The sequence below is a fragment of the Bdellovibrio sp. HAGR004 genome (assembly GCF_055397015.1).
The window spans coordinates 1,042,562-1,061,442 of the sequence record NZ_AP029176.1; the positions used below are offsets into that span (position 1 = coordinate 1,042,562).

Here is an 18,881-nt window from a genome sequence, read left to right on the forward strand (position 1 = left end):
TAGGGCAAAAAAAGCGGCACCTTGTGGTGCCGCAAAGGAAACTAAAGAGGTTCCAGACCCGCATAAGGCTCGGGAGGTAAAGTCGGAGCTTCGCGGAAGTTCTTAGGAAGCTCGCCCGTCAGGCTTTCTAAAAAGGCTTTAATCAAAACGACCTGATTATCTGAGAGATCTTTGTTTAGCTGCAATTTTCCCATCCAGCGAATAGCCGTTTCTAAATCCTTGGCAGAAGCATCGTGGAAGTAGGGGGCTGTTTCAGTGATATTACGCAGTGATGGGACTTTGAACACGTAAAGATCTTCATCTTTCTTGGTGACGTCTTGTCGCCCTTTGTCCGGGTTCTTGGATTTGGTCACATTCCAGTAATTCTGGAAGACACCAAATTTTTGCATCGTGCGACCACCCACGGCGGTTCCGTTGTGGCAAGAAGCACAGCCGACTGTGATAAATTCCTGCAGACCTTGGCGTGCTTGTGTGGAGATAGCCTTCACATCTCCTTCCATGAATCGATCAAACGGAGCCCGTGTGGTCAGTGATCTTTGATAGCTGCCTAAAGCTGAAGCGGCGTTTTCTAAAGTCAGAGGTTTTTCTGATTTCGGAAACGCTTTTTGGAACAAGGGTGTGTATCCGGCCAGCTCAAATCTTTTCAAAGCCTCTTCAGTGGAGGAATTTCCGTAGCTGAGCGGTGTTGTGAACGAACGCAAAGCCTGATCTTCGATACTGGTGCGATCGTTGCGCCAGTGAACGATGTCCTGATATTTCAGGTTCAAAATGGATTGAGCGTTGCGCGCGCCTTTGTTGTTGTTAAAACCTGCGGACTGAGCCAGGCGATCGGTGCTGAAGTACTGGGGTTGGTGACAGCGCACACACGTGGTGCTGCCGTCCTTGGACAGGCGATAGTCAAAAAAGATCTTTCTTCCCAATTCAATTTGTTCAGCAGAGATTTTGTCCGGAGCCGGAGCTTTCGCGGGAATGATCCCAAATAGCGCCTTGGCTGTGTTGATAAGTTCTTTGTCGCCCGAAGCGGAGTGAGCGTGCAGTCCTAAGATCAAAACACCTGAAAATAGTAGTGAAGGAATTTTCATCGAAAGCCTTTCAGTTGAGTTGCGATTTTTGTTGGTTTATCGGACAGGAGCATTTGCAAAGCTCTATAGTACATAGATTTTAGGATTTAGAAAGTGGCATTGAGGTTGTTATTCGCTCCCAATACTCGTGTAAATCGAGTTCGACCTCGAGTTTTCTTAGAATTGCGAATACTCCTCCTAATTTCCGGTGCAGAAAAATCAGTTTGTGCGGAGGTGGTGAGAATTTGAGACTCTGAATCAGTTGCCTTGACAGACGGGAGTTGTCTTTTAAAAAGTCATCATTTTTAAAGTTGAACTTTTTCCCGGGTGTGTCATTGAAGAACGGACTCATGCCCAGCTTCATAAGTTCAACAAAGATAAGCTTTGATTCTCGGCTTTCCCGAGCATCCAATAGACCAAAGCTGATGGCATTGTCCAGGATAGCCTCAGGACTTGAGCTGTGGATAGAGCTTAGGAGCTCAACATATTTATTGCGAAAATCCTGCGGGTAATACTTCGAAGCGCCAAAGTCCAAGGCGATAATTTCCGGATGTGGATTCTCACGAATCAGGAAGTTACCAGGGTTGGGGTCAGTTTGAACAAAGCCCCAGACAAAGAATTCCATGATGTAAAGCTCCAGCAGTGTCTTGGCGACGATTTCACGTTTGGCTTTGGCTGGTGCGGTGTCCATCCATTCTTTCAAAGTCAGTCCGGATTCGAATGTCAGGCACAAAATCTTTTGTGTGCTAAGGTCTGACAGGGGCCGGGGAGTTGTGACCTTGGCATAGCGCCAGTTGTGGCTTGAAAAGAGATCGTTGAATTTTTCCAAGGCTTCAGCTTCATTGAGATAATTCACCTCTTGCAACAAAACCTCTTCAATTTCGGTGAATAAATAGTCCAGATTCATGTTTCTGCCGGTGAGAAGGCAGAAGGCCGATATAATTTTCTGAAGTGCTCTGATGTCATTTGTAATGGATTTTTCCAAGTCCGGATACTGAGCCTTAACGACCACAGGCTTACCATCGACCTTGGCACGATAGACCTGCCCCATGCTGGCGGCGGCAAAGGGTTTGAACTGTATGTCTTGCAATCGCTGAAGTTGGGCGGGGGAAAGTTCTTTTCTTAGGGTGGCAGCCAGATCCAGATCGGGACTTTCCCAGACCTGGTGTTGCAGTTGTGACAGGATCTGGATGGCTTCTGGAGGAAAGTAGTCATCCAGATCAAGACTTAAAAGCTGTCCGGCCTTCATGGCGGCCCCACGCAGGTTCCCAAGGCTTTCGGTAAGGATTTTAGCCTGCTCAATGCGTGACTGGATGTCCCCGGAAGTCAGCTCCTTAATACCAATCTTGGTTGCCATTTTGGTTAGTTCCAATGTCCGTTTAAATCGGCTGCTAAATAGGGACCCCATGGCAAACTCTCCTGAAGTTGAGGGCTGGTAATTATTGACTTCCAATTTGGTTCATACTACTATGAACCAAATTGGAGATCAAGATGCAAACGACAAAAGACACGTCTCAAGTTGAAATTACCGTGTTTTATGATGGCCTCTGTCAGTTGTGTTCACGGGAAATTGAGCATTACCGGACCATGAGGGGAGCTCATCGGATCTCTTTTGTGGACATCACGGCGGCAGGCTTTAATGCTCAGGCTGAAGGTTTGGATCCATATAAAGTTCACCAAAGTCTGCATGTGCGGGATTCCAAGGGCAGAGTCTACGTTGGCGTTGATTCTTTTCTGCAGATTTGGTCCCGCTTGGACAAGATGAAAAAAGTGGTGCCCTGGGCGTCTTGGGCTCCAGTCAAGAAAGTGTTGCAGGCGGGATACTTCTGTTTTGCGAAGGTGCGCCCTCTTTTGCCTAAGCGGGATTGCTCGAACAGTCCATATTGTGAATTGAAACCGGAATATAAAGGAAAAAAATCTTAGGCGTCCTGTCGCTGGGGGGTTCGTGGGAATATCAAAATCACTCAAAGAAAAGTTTGCCGGATTTTCCCCCGAAGACAGATCCAGATTGGTGCGCATGGGATGGGAGGATCGAAGCACCTTCGATGCCATCGCGAAGCAGTTCGGACTTTCGCCCAATGAATTTGCTCACTTCATGCGATCGAATTTGGAAAGATCCGCCTTCGATCGTTGGCGTCGGCGTGTGTTTCAGCAAGGGCATCTGAAGAATGAAAAATTAAGGGGATTTAAAGTCATGCGATTTAAATGCTCCAGACAATCAGTGGACGGCATCACCAAAGGTTGGAAGTAGCCGCCGGGGAGGCCCGCTTGGAATATCTGGACTGGAAAACTCTGCATCTGGCGTGTTGCTTCTATCTGACTGGTGTGATCTGGGTCATTCAGCTCACTCATTATCCGGCATTCTCAGTGATTTCTGAAAGCGACTTTGTCAGATTTCATGCAAGGCACACGGCCGTGATGGGCGGGATCGTGGGACCTGCAATGATTCTTGAACTTTTGTCAGCACTGGTTTTGGCGCGCCAGCTTCACATGGGGTGGCTGTTGAATCTGTCTGCTGTCGCAGTCATTTGGATTGTCACTTTTGCCTTGAGTGTACCTTCTCATTCAAAGTTGTCCCGTGGGCGAGACTTGGATGAAATAGACAAACTGGTGCGTGACAACTGGACTCGCACCATTCTATGGACGGTGCGAGCGGCCGTTCTGTTAGGAACTTTATGAGCTTCACGAAAGTCAGCGACATTTCGATTTTCAGAAAAGTGGCGCTGTCCCTGTGGGGGCCCGGAGGGGATCCTTCGGTATACGGCTTTCTTGAGGTGGATGTCACCGACCTGCGGCTGACCTCATCCCCGATGTCGTTGGTCATCAAGGGGCTTGGTGAGGTCATGAAGAAGCACCAGGAGCTTAATTATATTATGCGCTTTGGAAGGTTGTATCGTCGGCGCGACATCAACATTTCAGTCATGGTGAATATTTTTGAACACGGGAAGCATGACCTGTCCTTTGCGACTTTGCGCAAGGTCGACGAGTTGAGTCTTGCAAGTATTGAAGAGCAGTTGTCAAAAGATGCCGCGCAAATCCGACGCCGCGAAGATCCTCATTTGGGTTTTGCTTTAAAGTTGATTCATCGCCTTCCGCATTCATGGACTCGAGTCTTTTTTAGGGCATTTGCTTTTTTGAGTCACGATTTGAATTTAAATCTCTCATTTCTTCGTCTGCCTAAAGATCCATTTGGTTCGGTGATTGTGACCAACGTGGGATCTCTAGGAATAAAAAAGGCCCTGGTGCCACTGGTGCCACTGACTCGCGCGGGACTTTTGGTTTCCATCGGACAAGTCAGTAAGGAAGCTGTCGTGGTCGATGATCGCATTGAAATACGTGAAATCATGCATCTGGGAGTAACCTTTGATCATCGTCTTTTTGACGGAGCTCAGGCCGCGAGAATGATTCGGGACTTCGAGCTGTTCCTGAAGCACGGTGAGTGGTGAACCTGGACGTTTGTCTCGAAGTGAGAAAAACTTTCGACAAGGCGATTAGATATCACATTTTTTGATTAAAAAAAACTTCATCGAAGGTATCATGAACTAATCAAAACATCCGATAAGGTGATTAGTATGGTTATTTCAGATGCACTTCTCGATATCGATCAAGTCAACCAGCTCACAGGGCTGTCCCAGGCGACTTTACGTAACTGGGAAAAACGTTATGGGTTTCCCAAGCCTCAGCGTTCTGAGGGGGGACATCGTCTTTACGATGTAAACGAAGTCAAAAAGATACGTGAAGTGGTAAGTCTTTGTAAAGGTGGAATCAAAATTCTTGAGGCCATCGAAACCGTGTTGCGCGGGGAAGGGGCACCCATTGTTGCCAGTGCCGCAGCAGCCCCTTCCGCTGTCATGGTGGAGTCTTTGAATGAAGGCATCCATCAGGTGCTAAAGGCTCTTTATAAATACGATATGGATCTTGCGGAACAATACCTTTCCCGCCTGGGTATGCGTTTAAGTGAAACCGATCTTCTGGAAATGGTGTATCCGCAGCTTCTTATGCAGGTGGGGGATGATTGGGAAAACTCGCGCATTAATATCGCGCAAGAGCATTTCAGTTGGAACTTCCTGCGCACTCGTCTGTTGAATTACTTTAAGACCAACAAGATGGGTGTGAATCAACCCAAAGTGCTGTTGACGACTCCGTCGGGTGAATTGCATGAGGGTGGACTGATTGTTCTTGCGGCTTATCTGATGTTGAAAGGCTGGCAGGTCTATTATCTTGGTGTAAATCTGCCTATGGAAGACCTGCTGCATGCCTATGAAGGTATTGAGCCAGACATTGTTTGTCTGTCAGCGATCGAGGCCTGGAATATTGAAAAGAATTGGACTGAGCTGGAAAAAATGAAGTGCGTTGTTGTCGGGGGACCTTGTCTTGCAGAACTGAGAAAGCAAGAGCGTCCCGAATCCAAACGCATTTCTCTGATCGGGGGCAGTCTGCATTCGGCGGTGGCTCAGATGGAGCTGCTGTTGCATTCTGCCACATAGAATTTTGGATTTAGGTTTTATTGTTAGTATCACTTTTTAAAGGAGAGCCAAATGGGGTCGAATTTTAGTTTAAAAGCCAGACTTTTGCTTCTTGGGGCTTTCATGTCCGCTATTCCAGTGGCGGTGGGTGGATTTGCGTTCTATGGAATGCGTGAAGTTGCAGGCAGCTATGAAAAAGTCACCGACGGAGTCCTTCCCAATATCGAGTCTGCCGATCAGATGTACATGAGTTTTCGCGGTGTCAGAATCGGTTTGCGCAGTTTGGGCCTGCCGGGGTTGTCCAAAGAACAAGAGGCCGATTTTATCAAAAATGTTGAATCCTACATTGCCGAATATGAAGTGCACAAACAACAATATCTGCGCGTGAACTTCAAAAAAGGTGAACGGGAGCTTTATGAAAAGGTGGATGCGGCCTGGGAGTCCTTCAAAGTCCTGGGTGCTAAAGTCATTGAATACTCCCGCTCAGGCAAGCCCGAAGATCATGCCAAGATGCTTGAAATATTCCTTTATGACTGTCCTAAGGCGGCCAAAGTCTATGATGATGCCATGACCAATCTGGTGGCTTTCCAAAGAGCCACTGGCGGGCAGTATGTGAAAGAGGCCCGTTCCACAACAACAAAAACTGATGCAAGCATGGCGATCATCATCACACTTGGCGTGGTTGCGGGTATTTCTATCAGTGTCTTGTTTGCCTTCTCGCTGTCTAAATCCATTTCCACTGTTTCAGGTGACCTTGCTGAAGGTGCTAATCATGTGACAGATGCTGCGGGACATATTGCACATTCTTCTCAGTCCTTGTCCCAAGCGGCACTCCAGCAGGCCTCTTCTTTGGAGGAAACCGTGGCGACAATGGAAGAGTTAACTGCCATGGTACGTGTTAACACCGAAAATGCGAAGCAGGCGGCGTCCCTGGCCTCTTCAACCCGCGAAACAGCAATCAAAGGTGAAAAAGAGATCACAACGCTGATTGAATCCATTCAGAGTATCTCCTCCGACTCAAAGAAAATTGCAGAGATCACGTCTGTCATTGATGACATTGCCTTCCAGACAAATCTTCTAGCATTGAATGCGGCAGTGGAGGCGGCTCGTGCCGGAGAGCAAGGGAAAGGTTTCGCCGTGGTGGCAGAGGCTGTGCGCAATCTGGCTCAGCGAAGTGCAGATTCTGCGAAAAACATTGCCTCTTTAATTGATGACAGTGTCAAAAAGATCGAAGCCAGCAGCCGTCAAGCTAATCAGGGCGGAGAGGTCCTGTCTGATATCGTGAACTCTGTGAAGAAAGTTGCGGACATTAACATGGAAATCGCCACAGCCAGCGAAGAGCAATCCCAGGGGATCGCACAAATAGGCAAAGCGATGAATCAGTTGGATCAGATCACTCAGCAGAATGCCGCGGCCTCGGAAGAAGCCGCAGCGGCAGCAGAACAACTATCAGCTGAAGCCGTATCTTTGATGGGGAACGTGCGGGTTCTGAGCAAAGTGGTTGCCGGCTGCGCTGCGCAGGGAAAGAGCCCTGCCGAAGAGACACCGTCGGCAGTGAAAGCGGTTGCGCAAGTGAAAAATACCACTTTGCGTGCGGCTTAGTCTTAGGTAAGGAATGGAACAGCGTAGGCAGAACGGATCGCACCTTGGATGCTGCCGCCTCCAAAAGCATCGCCCAGAAGGACAATTCTTGGACCGGTGCTTAAGGACACAAAGGGCGATTCAAAGACTGCCAGAGGATGACTGTAGCGCCATTTTTTCAACTGCGAGTTTACAAGAGTGAAGGAGTCCGAGGGCGCCATCTGATTCAGGATTTCTGCAAAAGAGGTTGAAATTTCCTGAAGCGACATGGTGTCTTCCTGATCAAAACGTTGTCGGCTCCATTCGGGTTGCATCACAACGGTGAAGGCCAGGTTCTGGCTGACTTGTTTTGAAAGTTGGTTGCTGACGGAATAAATTTCTTTTGTCACTTCCTTGAGGTGTCGGATCTGAAGAATATTTTTGTCAGAAGACTGCACGCGAAACAAACCCACCAGGGCGGAGGCGTACTGAATGTCATTCAACTCCGCAGGATAAGGGATCTCCGAGTCCTGCAGAAGTGCCAGAGACTGCGGAAGAGGACTGGTGATATAAAGCTCTTTGCACTCGTAAGTTTGCCCGTTGTCCGTTTCCACACAACACGCTTGATTCTGTTTTTGGATTCGGATGACTTTTTCTTTCAGCCGCAATTGCTCGGGGAAGGTCAGGGCCTTTGGCAACTGGGTCATGCCTTTGGGGAAAGCGATGTGGTCCATCGCCTCAGAGTTAAACCAGACTTTGCCAATTTCCTGAATTTGAGGAAGATCAGGCCACGCCATGGGGTCCTTTGTTTTGACTCGAATAAACTGAGCCCCGTGATCGAAAGCACAATCTTCGCCCCGTCGCGTGGCCAGGCGCCCACCGACGCCGGCGGATTTTTCCAAAATAACGAAAGTCTTGTTCAGAGATTTGAGACGGGACGCCAAGGTCAGTCCCGCCATTCCCGCGCCGATGATAACGGCATCATAAAGTGAATTCACCGGGTCCGTCCCTTTTATTCTTCCTGAGCCTTCAAAGCTTCCTGCGTCCAGCAAGCCAGAGAATCTTCATCGCTTTGGCCGATAATAAAATTCAGTGCGAACTGTGCCAGGGTGATCATCTGCCCCAGCTCTTGCAGGCGGTCTTCTTCAAGGATTGAATCCTGGGGGCTTCTTTTTTGGTGGATCTTGCTAAGAGCCTCAAACTGGTCTTTGGCTTCTTCGATGATTTTTGTTTCACGCTCTTTTAGGATTTTCTTAATCACCGGAATGACGTCTGGGGCGGCGGAATATCTTTTCGTTTTTTTTCCGTCTTCCGTCATCAGGATAAGACCATAGTCTTCTAATTCAGCCAGAGCAGGGCTGACCAGGGCCTTCGAGACTCCAAGACGTTGTGTCAGCTCCGCTCCGCTAAGACTGGTCTTTGACAAAAACACTTGAGTCCAAATCTGGCCATGAATGCGGCGAAATCCCCAGTAGCGTATAAAATCACCGACAGATTCTGAAAGAGCTCGCAATTTGTCGATCTCAGCTTGAGAGGTTGATTTTTTGTCTTCTTTTCGGGATATTTGATTTTTCATTTGGTTCACACTACCATGAACTAAGAGCCGGTATCAAGAGGATAAGGAGACTTTCGTATGATTAAATATCCAATGTCTTTCAAAGTGAGTGCGGAAAGTGCCGAGGGCATTCAGACCTCTTGGGAAAGCAAAGCGCAAACTCAGTCTGCGGGGATCCGTATGTCGATTCCTCCTGAATTCGAAGGTCCCGGGGACGGTTTCAGTCCCGAGGATCTTTATGCCATGGCCTTGCAAAACTGCTTTATTGCCACCTTTAAGGTGTTTGCCGAAAAATCAAGGCTGGCGTATTCGAAGCTGCAAGTGGCCACAGAGCTTGTTGTGGATAGAAACGAAAGTGGCCGCCCTTGGATGGCCCGCTGTGTTCTAAAAGTACAGCTTGAAGGATGCACACAAGTTGAGAACGCCAAAAGAATTCTGGAGCGCACATCAGAAAATTGCATGATCCTGAATTCAGTGAAGACGGAAAAAGTCTTTGAATTCGTGGTGACCTAGAGGATCGCAGGCGATGGGCTGGCCTTGGATCCTTAAGGTGCAAAGTTCTCTGGATCCAGGAACTCGGCGACGCCGGATATTCCGTTTTGCTTGATCGGGAAGACCAGACGATCGGGTTCTCCGGCAGATCCGTTTTTGAAGATAATCTTATTTCCGTAGCATGTGGAGCCATGTGGCAGTGGAAGTTCCACCTCCGTGTAAGGGGCGGTGGCTTCTTTTCTGTAGAGCAGGGAAGGTCCGTTTTCAGGGGCCGAGCAGTAATAGAAGTAAGATCCCCGATAAAAGATCGAAGTGGCATTTTCATTTAAATCAAAAAGTTTTGTTGCCAGGCCACCACCGACTTTGTGCACGGTCTTAAGTTTATTGGCCAGATAGATCCAGTAATTGGTGCCTGCCACGTTGGAATGGAAGGTGGGGCTGAAGGCACCAGTACCAAATCCGAAGAAGGAAGTGTTCAAGGCACAACCCGAGGCCGCCCCATTCGGGCAGGTGGCTCCGGTGGTGGCAGAACCGTTACCGGCAATATGTTTGGAGCTTCCGGTGCTCAGGGAAAACTCGCGAAGGGCGGAGCGATAGGTGTCGGTGCCGTTCCAAGATACGAAGCCGACTAAAAGACTGGTGCCGTTGATGGCCATCGGGGTCGGAGGATAACCCGTCATTCCATTGACGTCACTGTAGTGCAGCGGGGTGGCTGTTTCCCAAGCCCAGGCCCCGGACATCGGAGCCAGGACACTTTCCCATACGTTGGAGGCTCTGTTGAGTCGGCACAGGTTGTAACGATCGCATGTCCAATAGACGTTCCCATTGGTGGGATCCGTCGCAAAACGTCCCGGTGTTGACCAGAACATTCCAATAGGGTTGAGATGGGCCGCCACACCCAGAGGCGTGTTCGAGCCCGGTGCATCGGATCCATTCCCGGCAATGGTTTTAATTCCCGGAGACCCTTTGAAGTCGATTTCTCTGAAGCGCCCCCCTTGAGCATCGAGCACAATAACTTTGTCCGTAGTGCCATGGTCCAAAGAAATCACATCGTTAAGTCGGGCTTCCATGGCGTCGCCACCGTCGCCCGAACTGAGATTGTACCCATAGAGAGTATAAATTCTTCCGTCCGAACCCAGAATTCGAATCAACCCATCATCCATGAAGTAAATCTGTCCTGTCTGAGAAACAAACATGTCGTTGGCAATCACCGGGCAGGACAGGGCCAGGGTTCCATCCCCACAGCTGCTGCGAGCTCCAGTGCCGATGATTTGAGTCCATCCAGAGCCGTTGAACTTTGAAATATGGAAACTCCATGGATTGTTACGATTCAAAGCATAGATCTGACCATTCATTCCCTGAATCATGTAGCCGGGGGTGCAGACTTCATAAGGAACGTTGGGATGCCCACTGCCCAGGGACTGAAGGGTTGTAGGGTTGACATTCGCATAGTGGAAGTTGCTGCAACTGGGGATAGGATGATTCAGGCGAACCAAAGCCTTCGACACAACATTCGAGAAGGGATCAAAGACAAAATTCATGTTCGCCAGTTGCCAGGCACCGATGTCTGTGCCGGCATCGCCATAGTCGCCTGTACCACCGACCCGTAGGGTGTCTACATAAGGTTCAATAGCACTGCCACGATAGACTCTTATGCGGGCTCCGTTGGCACGTGTTTCAAAGGTTTTTTCCGTCTGGAAGTAAATGTCACCGTTAGGCAGGACCAGGAATATCAGATACGGACTTCCCAATCCGGCCATTCGGTACGTGGAGCTGAGTTGAATCTTAACGTCGTGCGGATCGGCCACAAAGTCAGCGCTGTTCGTGCCGACTCTTCCATCATCAAAGGCTCCGATGATGGATTCGATTGTCATGGGGCTGGTTCTTGTATCGATACGACGAATGCGATCAGGTTCGAAAAGCAGAATACGATCCTGGAAGTCGATGGCGATTTTCAAAATACCCTGAGTGGTGGCCTCGCTGAGCAGCCCCCCATCCCCGGTGCTCGTTTCTGTTTTGCGCAGCACCAGCTTTTGCACTCCGTTACCAGGCTCAACCATCAAAAGTCCTCGGGCAATATCGCGGAAGAAAAGAACTCCGTTGCGTGAAACGACAAAAGAACCACTGTCAGGGAAAAGGCCTCGGAAGGCTGCGTTTTTCGCAGAGCCGTGGGTTCCTGGATCTGTATTCCCGGCAATCGCGCGGAAGTTGGGATTGCTGATGTAGACCGTGTTTTTGATAACCGTCTGCTCAATGCCATCCGCCAGCCGAACTTGAATTTTATAGGGCGTATTGACAGGCACAGGTGAATTCCAGGTGTACTGACACACGTCTTCGCTGCCACTGGCGGTGCAACTTAAACCCACACCGGGGGACAGATCTTTTTCGATCAAAGTGTACTGGGTCCCGTCGATGGTGTACCACAAACTGACGTTGGCAGTTCCGGTGAAAACTCGTTGTTTCCATTTCAGGTACAAAGTCGTTCCAGGGGTCGTGACCAGCTCCCACGGTGATGGCTGCGTGGTCGGGTTCGGAGTTTTCGCAACCAGAAGTTCCGCCAGTGTTGGCTGTGGAATCGGAGTGTAAGTTACAGAAATCCGGTCTGTGCCGTTATTCACAGGTCCCGCATTGACCGACACATTCCCGGCCTGATCGCGCACCCAAAGATGCACAATGTAGGTGCCCGTGATCCAGTCGACAAGATGGTCATAGTTTGTCAGCTTCACATTAACGTCAATCGGAACATCAATCCCAGGTGCGTTGAAGGCCACCCAGCATGGATCGGACAACGCGGGTGAAGACGAAGAGTTTTTCAAACAAAATTGAGTGACCGGGGTCTGATTGTCGGAGGCTTCAAAGCTGACCCGTACAAAGGGATTGTAAGTGGTCACAGGGCCCGGCGAATCCAGAATAGTAAAGGAAGAAACCGTGATCACCGGTGGCGTTATATCATAAAGCAGAATGGCAGACTGGCTGTCACTGCCGGTTTGATTGGTCATGTCAGTCAGACTGACTTTGAAAATCGTGGGACCTGCGGTGGCCGGCAGGAACTGATTGTGTTTATAGATCTTTCCATTCACGGCACCAGTTCTGCCGACTGGAGTGGTTGCCAGATTGGTCCAGGTTGTACCCCCGGTTTGGCTGTACTGGATCGTAAAGTTAGCTCCGGCAGGGACATTTCCCTCGGTCAAGGACCAGCGGAATTCATAATACGAGTTCGTTCCCAGGAAGGGCGGAATGGGATCCAGGTGAATTTCAGGGGGCAGAGTATCGTAATCCACAAGGACTGTGGCAAAAGATGGCTGTATGTTTCCGGCGCGATCTCTCACAAAGACTCGCAAATTGCGTGTGCCTTGGGCTCCTGAAACACTTAAGTCATAGTGTGTGGCTCCCGCTGCGGATGTGCAGCTGCTCCATTCGGGTTCACTTCCACTGGGAAGGGAGGAGCTTTCTTTGATCAGTACGTCTTTAATGTCCGCACAGCTGGAAACCGTCATATCCACCGTCCCGATCATCGTGGGGCTGGCAGAGATTCGCGTTACACTTGGAAGAGGCGGTGGTACATTATCCTTGTTCAAATTTAAACTTGCTGTGCTTGAGTTCCCCGCCGCATCTGTAGCTCTGACCTGAATGGTCTTGCTGCCGTCGGCGCCTCCCAAAGACGGAAGTAACTGAAGGGTTCCCACTGCACATGTTTCAGTTATGGGAATTGAGACGTCGCCAAAGACTTCGACATAGGAGCCAGCCTCGCAGGAAACCTCAAGCGCAAATGTGTTCTGATGGTCAGTTCCTGCAAGAGGAGCAAGAAGACTTAATGCGGGTGGCGTGATGTCGTAAATAAAATTTTTCTTCAAACTGGTGAAACATTCGGTGTTGCCCAGGTCGTCCGTAACTCGAAGAGTCAGATAGTATTCTTTTTCAAGACTTAAAGGATTGTCCAGTCCTACTGAAAAAGCACCACCACTGTCTGATGTTGATGAACCCAGGGCGGGTTCTGTGCAGTCATCAGAATCATAAAGGGCAATATGTGAATTGCGCTCCGTGCTGCCGGTCAGTAGGGGCGTGTTGATATTCGAGGGACTGCTGGGGGTCAGCGCCAAAATCGTTGTGGTGTCAACGACGGTGTCCAACAGATAAGAGTACGCGGTTGAACATCGCGTATTTCCCAACACGTCTGTAGCCAGGACTGAATAACTGACCAAGCCATCCAACAATAGAGGATTCGTCGGAGGCAAACGCAAAGTAAATGCTCCGTTGGCTGCCGCTTGGGAATAGTCCAGAACAGGACCCGTGCACCCTGCGCCTGCGTAAAGTTCCATGCGGGCCAGGGCTTCACTGTCCCCAATAAAGGACGGACGTCTTTCATTGCCTCTGGTGTCGGGAAGAACTCGTTGATTTGCAAAGGCCTGCACGGTGCGCTTAATGGTCACCTCGCCCAGACGGCTTGAAGCCTTTGTGTCCTGGCCGTATTCGCCGTAAATACACAGGGTGTGAGTTCCTTCGGGAAGAGTCGTCAGATCCACGCGAAACTCAACCGATTGCGGAGAATGCGCGCCCAGAACATTTTCCGGTGAAGGCGGATTCAGACAAAGAGGATCCCCCGGAGAGATATAGACCGTAATGGTGGCATTGGGTTTGGTGCCGCCTTCAAGTCTTAAAGCTGTGTCGTTGGTAAGAAGCTGCAAGTCTCCGGTGTTGTAATTTTTTGGAACACCATGATCATAAATGGTGATGCTTCGGGGAATAAGGTCTTTCTGATTGAAGAACGAGGTGTTGATGCTGCATGCAGAAGCAAGCAGCATAATAGTCATGACAGCCGTTAAAAGAACGTACATGCGGCTAAACATGAATTTCTTATCGGATTTAGCCGCGACTTCTTTAAGTATCAATCTCATTCTGAGACAGAGGCGGAGATTTTTCTGGTCCAGCAAGGCGAAAGGGCAACCTTTTAGTTTGCAGTGGGGCTTGGCGGGTTCTCTGTCACCTTGGCCTTGATGTACTCGCAGCAACTTTGGATCGACGTCAATTTGGGATAGTCGATTTCCATGATTTCAACATTCAAAATTTGATGAAGATGAATGACAAAGCGAACGAAGTCCAGCGAGTCAATATCCATCTGATCTCTAAATGGTGCCGTGGGCTTTAGGGTAGTCAAATCCACTTCCGGCGCAACGAAGTGCAGATCTATTTGTCAAAGGACTTCTGGGCAATCCTCACGCAACACTGCCACAATAAAAATGCCAATAAGGCGGTAACTAAAGCTAACGAGGCCGAATATGTTAGAAAGTCGCGAGGATGCAGCCCGCTTGCTGCTAAAAAGACTGCTGAAATTTAAAGGGCAAAATCCCCTGGTGTTAGGGATTCCCCGAGGTGCGATGCCGATGGCGAAGATTATTGCCGAAGGCTTAAACGGAGAACTGGGCGCCGTCCTGATTCATAAAATACCGGCACCTTATCAGAGAGAGCTTGCCATTGGATCTGTGGGCTTATCCGGAAAAATCTTTCGTCTTCCGATGTTGGATGCCTATGAAGTCTCTGATTCGTATATTGAGCGAGAATCAAAGAAACAGATAGAAACTTTGCAGCGAAGAAAAAGCATGTTCAACCTGCCTGACCTAAATTGCAATGACCGAATTGTGATCATCGTGGACGATGGCATTGCAACAGGCGCCACCGCGATTGGCGCGATTCAGGAGGTTCGGGAGCAGAAACCCAAGCGTTTGATCTTTGCAGCCGGCGTTGTGGCAAGATCGACCGCCGCCACCATTCGCAGCATGGTTGATGAATTTATTGTGGAAGAAGAACCTGATGGTTTCTTTGCGGTGAGCCAGTTCTTTGTTGATTTTAGCGAAGTGACGGACGAAGACGTCGTCGCCTTGCTGAAGACGGGACCAAAAGAAAGAGCACCCGAAGCCTCTCTTTGAGCTTGAGGAGCCCTGTCAAAGAGCTCCTTCGTGAACCGGAGTTTGTGAGATCAGTAGTTGTCGAGGGACTGAGGTCTTGCAGACTCCTTGTATTTTAAGTTCTTCGTGAACCAGTCCGAGGCCAAGATGGCAACTTTTTCCAGGGTGCCAGGCTCTTCAAACAAATGTGTAGCGCCCGGAATGATCTTCATTTCTTTTTTGCACATCAGCTTATCATAGGCGATTTGATTGAGTTCTATGACATAGGTGTCGTCGCCACCAATAATCAACAGTGTGGGGGCTTGAACATTGTCCAAAGCTTCTGCCGCCAGATCCGGGCGTCCCCCTCTGGAAACAACTGCAAATATCTCGTCAGGGTCCTGGGCTGCGGCAACCAGGGCCGCTCCTGCCCCCGTGCTTGCGCCAAAGTAACCGATGGCAAGGTTTCGAGTGGCCGCTTGGCTTTGCGCCCATTTTTTTACGATGGTAAGGCGTTGCGCCAGAGTTGATATATCAAAGACGTTGGCTCTGTCGTTTTCTTCTTCCGGAGTCAGTAAATCCGTCAGCAAAGTGGCGAGTCCTACTTTTTGCAGTTCTCGGGCGACAAAATTATTGCGCGGACTCCAGCGGCTGCTGCCACTCCCGTGCGCAAAAATGATCAATCCAACGGGGTTGCTCGGGGTCGAGAGAATTCCGTTAAGACGGACATCTTTGTAATTGATCACGACTTCGTGTTCATTTTTGTTTAATTGCGGTCTGCCTCTGTCCATGGCTGACTCCCTTTAAGGTTTATAGGATTTATACTTTAATGACGTCTGCAGATGTTCTCACTATGTTTTTATGCGGAGATGTGATGGTCGGCCGAGGTCTGGATCAGATCCTGGCTTACCCCAGCGACCCTGTCCTGCATGAACGCTACATAAAGAACGCGATTGATTACGTGAAGCTGGCTGAGGCCAGGAATGGACCCATTCCCCGCAAAGTCGACAGTTCGTACATCTGGGGTGAAGCCTTGTCTGAGTTAAGTAAAGAAGATCCCCAGGTGCGCATCGTAAATCTGGAAACCAGTATCACAACGAGCAACCACTGGGCTGATAAGGGTATCAACTATCGGATGCATCCTGAAAATTCGGATGTTCTGACGGCGGCGCAAATTGATATATGCGTTCTGGCAAACAATCACATTTTGGATTGGGGAGAAGAGGGACTTATTCAGACCCTACAGACTTTGCACGGACGCGGAGTAAAGACAGCGGGGGCTGGGCGGACAAGGGAGGAGGCCATCGCTCCAGCCGTTGTCGATCTGCCTTCGCGGGGACGGGTTCTGGTTTTTTCTATGGCCACTGAATCCAGCGGTGTGCCACCAAGTTGGGCTGCCGGCAAAAACAAGGTCGGGGTGAACTTCATCAAAGACTTTTCGGCGGCGACAGTTCAATGGCTTGGGCAGCAGATCCGCAGTCACAGAAAAGAGCGGGACCTTGTCATAGCCTCGATCCACTGGGGAGACAACTGGGGCTACGAGGTTGATGAAGAGTGTTCCGCCTTTGCGAGGTCGTTGGTTGATGTCGGTGTGGATGTGGTTCATGGTCATTCTTCCCATCACATCAAGGGTCTTGAAGTCTATCGGGAAAAACTGATCATTTACGGATGTGGTGATTTTTTAAACGACTATGAAGGGATCCGTGGTTTTGAAGAGTATCATGGCGAATGGCCCGTAATGTTTTTCCCCAAGGTCGATATTCTGAGCGGAAAACTTGTGAGTCTTCGCCTGGTGCCACTGCATCTAAAGCAGTTTCAGTTGTCCAGGGCGACACTGGCGGAAAGCACCTGGATCAGAGATGTGTTAAACCGTGAAGGTCAAAAATGGAATACACAATTCTCGGTCGGAAAAGATAGGTCCGTGAAAATGACATGGTGATTTCACGGATCTTTAACTTTTTCAAATCATCAGTGCTTCAAATCAAAAGAGCTATGGCTTTCTCTGTGGGGTTGTCCAAGGGCGGTCCTCACAAACTCAATCATTTTGTAGATAGGGGAGGTGTAACTTTCCCAGTATTCCACCGTCTGGACATGGACTTTCATAAGTTGAATGTTCGGATCCCGAGGGCCTTGAGGGAACCAGGCTTCGTGGGGCTTTTGCCATAATTCACGAACCAGGTCACGATCTTCGGTGAACTCGACTGTGCCGTTGATAGAGACACATTTGTGTTTGTCAGAGTACGTCAGATTGACGTCACCATGTTTTTGCAGTTCTTGATACTTAGGCGAGTTTTTCGAGATCAAAAACCACAGGCTTCCGTCAAAGTCCAAATCTTGAGTCACTAACGGGAAGCTGCACAGCTTATTGTTGTCACTAAGGAAGGTCATCATGGTGACCGGGAAACCTTTGATCAGGTGATCCACTTTTTCCATTTCAGCAGTATAGTCGATATAAGGTTCTTTTTCTTCCACGGTGGCCTCCCTGTTTTCATAAGGTTCGTGCCAGTCAAGAAGGCATGCAAGATGTGCTTTGGCATGTATGCAGCACCCAGGGAAAAAACAAACCCTGGATGTCTGACTGAGTTCAAGAATTTTTAAAATTTTGTAGATAGTCTATCAAGAACCACAAGGAGACTATCGCGGAAATCAAGGAGATCCCGAAATAGGTCTTTCGATTTTTTGGGTCCTTTTTTGCATCATGATAGAACGAAGTTGAAGTCATGGCTATCAGAACAAAGTCCGCAGGCAAAGGCACTCGTTTTAAAAATCCGTACCCAATAAGAATGATAATTGGAACAAGAATCGCAATGTGAATGGAAAAGTTTAGAACTGGTTCTCTTTTTGTGCTCATGGGGGCCTCGCTTAGTTTCCAAAATTGGATGGTATTGGGTTGATTTTATGGTCTCTGTTGCGTGGATCTGTAGTTGTAATGCCACGATTCATCAAGCGATCTATATCAATTATCTTCAAATCACTGAGTTCATCTTTCTTCTCTTCCTTATTGGGTGTGACCTTCCCCCTAAGACCTAGCCAGTTTTGAGTTCGCTATTTACCTGCTTTGTTGATCCTTTACTTTTTGCATACTCTGAAGGTGTAAGACCGTTAAGACTCGAATGCGGTCTGTAGGTCTCGTACTCCGTTTTCCACTTCTGCGTCAGAACCCTTGCCAAGTCCAAATTGTCGAATAGATTTCTATCCAAACATTCTGCTCTGAACTTGCCGTTCAAAGATTCAATATATCCGTTCTGCTGGGGTTTTCCTGGTTCAATAAAGTGCAATCGGACCCCATTTAACGTTGCCCACCGCTGCAGGCTCCTAGAGCGAAACTCAGGACCATTATCGACCACCAGCGTTTGTGGCTTTCGGCCAAACATTCTCAGGCGTTCTAACGTCGCTGCCACATCAACACCTTTAAAGCTACTTCGGACCACTAGGTCCGGCATCTCACGCGTACAGTGGTCAACCATCGTTAGGAACTTAAGTTGTTGATTGTTTGCTGCGCGATCATGGACAAAGTCCATCGACCACACTGAATCTGCCTCCTCGGCCTGCGGGAGTGCCAGTCGTAAGTGACGAAGTTTTTTACGCTTCTTTTTTATCCGCAATGATAGTTTTTCCTCTCTGTAAATCCGCTCAGTTCTCTTTTTGTTGATCGGGGCCTCATTCTCCCTGCGGACCAGGTAGTGCAGCATTGGATGACCGTAAGCGGGATGCTGGGCCGCTAGCTCCTTCATGCGCACTCGAAGATCCGCATTGCGATCAGGCTTCTGCTGATACCACCAGGTGTATCGATTGATTTCAAATATCTTGCAGGCCCGCCGTGCCGTAATTCCATGGCTCTCAATCGCTGCGCGCGCAAGAACCT

Annotated in this window: 18 protein-coding genes; 9 read left to right on the forward strand and 9 right to left on the reverse strand. The window is 49.1% G+C overall.

The features are described 5' to 3' along the window. Nucleotides 1–41: 41 nt before the first annotated feature. Nucleotides 42–1,082, reverse strand: a complete 1,041-nt coding sequence (locus tag ACZ5ZV_RS05345) for a cytochrome-c peroxidase (protein WP_464120405.1) — start codon at nt 1,080–1,082, stop codon at nt 42–44. 79 nt (nt 1,083–1,161) lie between these two features. Next, entirely contained in the window at nt 1,162–2,418 is a 1,257-nt protein-coding gene (locus ACZ5ZV_RS05350) for an ABC1 kinase family protein (protein ID WP_464120406.1), read from the reverse strand. 134 nt (nt 2,419–2,552) lie between these two features. On the opposite strand from ACZ5ZV_RS05350, the gene ACZ5ZV_RS05355 reads away from it, so the two are divergent. The 6 genes from ACZ5ZV_RS05355 (at nt 2,553) to ACZ5ZV_RS05380 (ending at nt 7,129) form a co-directional block, all read left to right on the forward strand. After that, entirely contained in the window at nt 2,553–2,984 is a 432-nt protein-coding gene (locus ACZ5ZV_RS05355) for a thiol-disulfide oxidoreductase DCC family protein (RefSeq protein WP_464120407.1), read from the forward strand. 22 nt (nt 2,985–3,006) lie between these two features. Next, nucleotides 3,007–3,312, forward strand: coding sequence for a TIGR03643 family protein (locus ACZ5ZV_RS05360; RefSeq protein ID WP_464120409.1), 306 nt, complete (start codon nt 3,007–3,009; stop codon nt 3,310–3,312). A 17-nt stretch (nt 3,313–3,329) separates the two neighbouring features. After that, entirely contained in the window at nt 3,330–3,740 is a 411-nt protein-coding gene (locus tag ACZ5ZV_RS05365) for a hypothetical protein (RefSeq protein WP_464120411.1), read from the forward strand. Continuing rightward, nucleotides 3,737–4,507 carry a 2-oxo acid dehydrogenase subunit E2 gene (locus ACZ5ZV_RS05370; protein WP_464120412.1) on the forward strand — a complete coding sequence of 257 codons (771 nt, stop codon included), beginning with the start codon at nt 3,737–3,739 and terminating at the stop codon, nt 4,505–4,507. The genes ACZ5ZV_RS05365 and ACZ5ZV_RS05370 overlap by 4 nt, the downstream gene beginning before the upstream one ends. 126 nt (nt 4,508–4,633) lie before the next feature. Further along, complete coding sequence (locus tag ACZ5ZV_RS05375; RefSeq protein ID WP_464120413.1) at nt 4,634–5,548, forward strand: MerR family transcriptional regulator; 915 nt, start codon at nt 4,634–4,636, stop codon at nt 5,546–5,548. A 51-nt stretch (nt 5,549–5,599) separates the two neighbouring features. Beyond that, nucleotides 5,600–7,129: a methyl-accepting chemotaxis protein gene (locus tag ACZ5ZV_RS05380; protein ID WP_464120414.1), complete on the forward strand. Its 1,530-nt coding sequence runs from the start codon at nt 5,600–5,602 to the stop codon at nt 7,127–7,129. 2 nt (nt 7,130–7,131) lie between these two features. On the opposite strand, the gene ACZ5ZV_RS05385 is transcribed toward ACZ5ZV_RS05380, so the two are convergent. Together ACZ5ZV_RS05385 and ACZ5ZV_RS05390 are read right to left on the reverse strand one after the other, a co-directional pair. Next, nucleotides 7,132–8,085 (reverse strand): NAD(P)/FAD-dependent oxidoreductase, encoded by a 954-nt coding sequence (locus ACZ5ZV_RS05385; RefSeq protein WP_464120415.1) that lies wholly within the window; start codon nt 8,083–8,085, stop codon nt 7,132–7,134. Between the two features lie 14 nt (nt 8,086–8,099). Further along, on the reverse strand, nt 8,100–8,663 hold the full coding sequence (locus tag ACZ5ZV_RS05390; RefSeq protein WP_464120416.1) for a GbsR/MarR family transcriptional regulator: 564 nt from the start codon (nt 8,661–8,663) through the stop codon (nt 8,100–8,102). 57 nt (nt 8,664–8,720) lie between these two features. Here ACZ5ZV_RS05390 and ACZ5ZV_RS05395 point away from each other — a divergent pair, with 57 nt between their 5' ends. Next, a complete protein-coding gene (locus tag ACZ5ZV_RS05395; protein WP_464120417.1) occupies nt 8,721–9,155 on the forward strand; it encodes an OsmC family protein in 435 nt (144 codons plus the stop codon). A 32-nt stretch (nt 9,156–9,187) separates the two neighbouring features. Here the strand turns inward: ACZ5ZV_RS05395 and ACZ5ZV_RS05400 are convergent, their stop codons facing one another. After that, nucleotides 9,188–14,029, reverse strand: a complete 4,842-nt coding sequence (locus ACZ5ZV_RS05400; RefSeq protein WP_464120419.1) for a hypothetical protein — start codon at nt 14,027–14,029, stop codon at nt 9,188–9,190. Between the two features lie 53 nt (nt 14,030–14,082). After that, complete coding sequence (locus tag ACZ5ZV_RS05405; RefSeq protein WP_464120420.1) at nt 14,083–14,295, reverse strand: acyl carrier protein; 213 nt, start codon at nt 14,293–14,295, stop codon at nt 14,083–14,085. Between the two features lie 115 nt (nt 14,296–14,410). Here ACZ5ZV_RS05405 and ACZ5ZV_RS05410 point away from each other — a divergent pair, with 115 nt between their 5' ends. Then, nucleotides 14,411–15,058 (forward strand): phosphoribosyltransferase, encoded by a 648-nt coding sequence (locus ACZ5ZV_RS05410; protein ID WP_464120421.1) that lies wholly within the window; start codon nt 14,411–14,413, stop codon nt 15,056–15,058. Between the two features lie 50 nt (nt 15,059–15,108). On the opposite strand, the gene ACZ5ZV_RS05415 is transcribed toward ACZ5ZV_RS05410, so the two are convergent. Next, on the reverse strand, nt 15,109–15,807 hold the full coding sequence (locus ACZ5ZV_RS05415) for a dienelactone hydrolase family protein (protein WP_464120423.1): 699 nt from the start codon (nt 15,805–15,807) through the stop codon (nt 15,109–15,111). Between the two features lie 62 nt (nt 15,808–15,869). On the opposite strand from ACZ5ZV_RS05415, the gene ACZ5ZV_RS05420 reads away from it, so the two are divergent. Beyond that, on the forward strand, nt 15,870–16,955 hold the full coding sequence (locus ACZ5ZV_RS05420) for a CapA family protein (RefSeq protein WP_464120424.1): 1,086 nt from the start codon (nt 15,870–15,872) through the stop codon (nt 16,953–16,955). Nucleotides 16,956–16,984: 29 nt separating this feature from the next. On the opposite strand, the gene ACZ5ZV_RS05425 is transcribed toward ACZ5ZV_RS05420, so the two are convergent. Both ACZ5ZV_RS05425 and ACZ5ZV_RS05430 read right to left on the reverse strand, forming a co-directional pair. Continuing rightward, nucleotides 16,985–17,488: a pyridoxamine 5'-phosphate oxidase family protein gene (locus tag ACZ5ZV_RS05425; protein WP_464120425.1), complete on the reverse strand. Its 504-nt coding sequence runs from the start codon at nt 17,486–17,488 to the stop codon at nt 16,985–16,987. A 554-nt stretch (nt 17,489–18,042) separates the two neighbouring features. Then, the gene (locus tag ACZ5ZV_RS05430; protein ID WP_464121378.1) at nt 18,043–18,861 is read right to left on the reverse strand and encodes an IS3 family transposase; all 819 of its coding nucleotides are present in this window, start codon (nt 18,859–18,861) and stop codon (nt 18,043–18,045) included. Nucleotides 18,862–18,881: the final 20 nt, after the last annotated feature.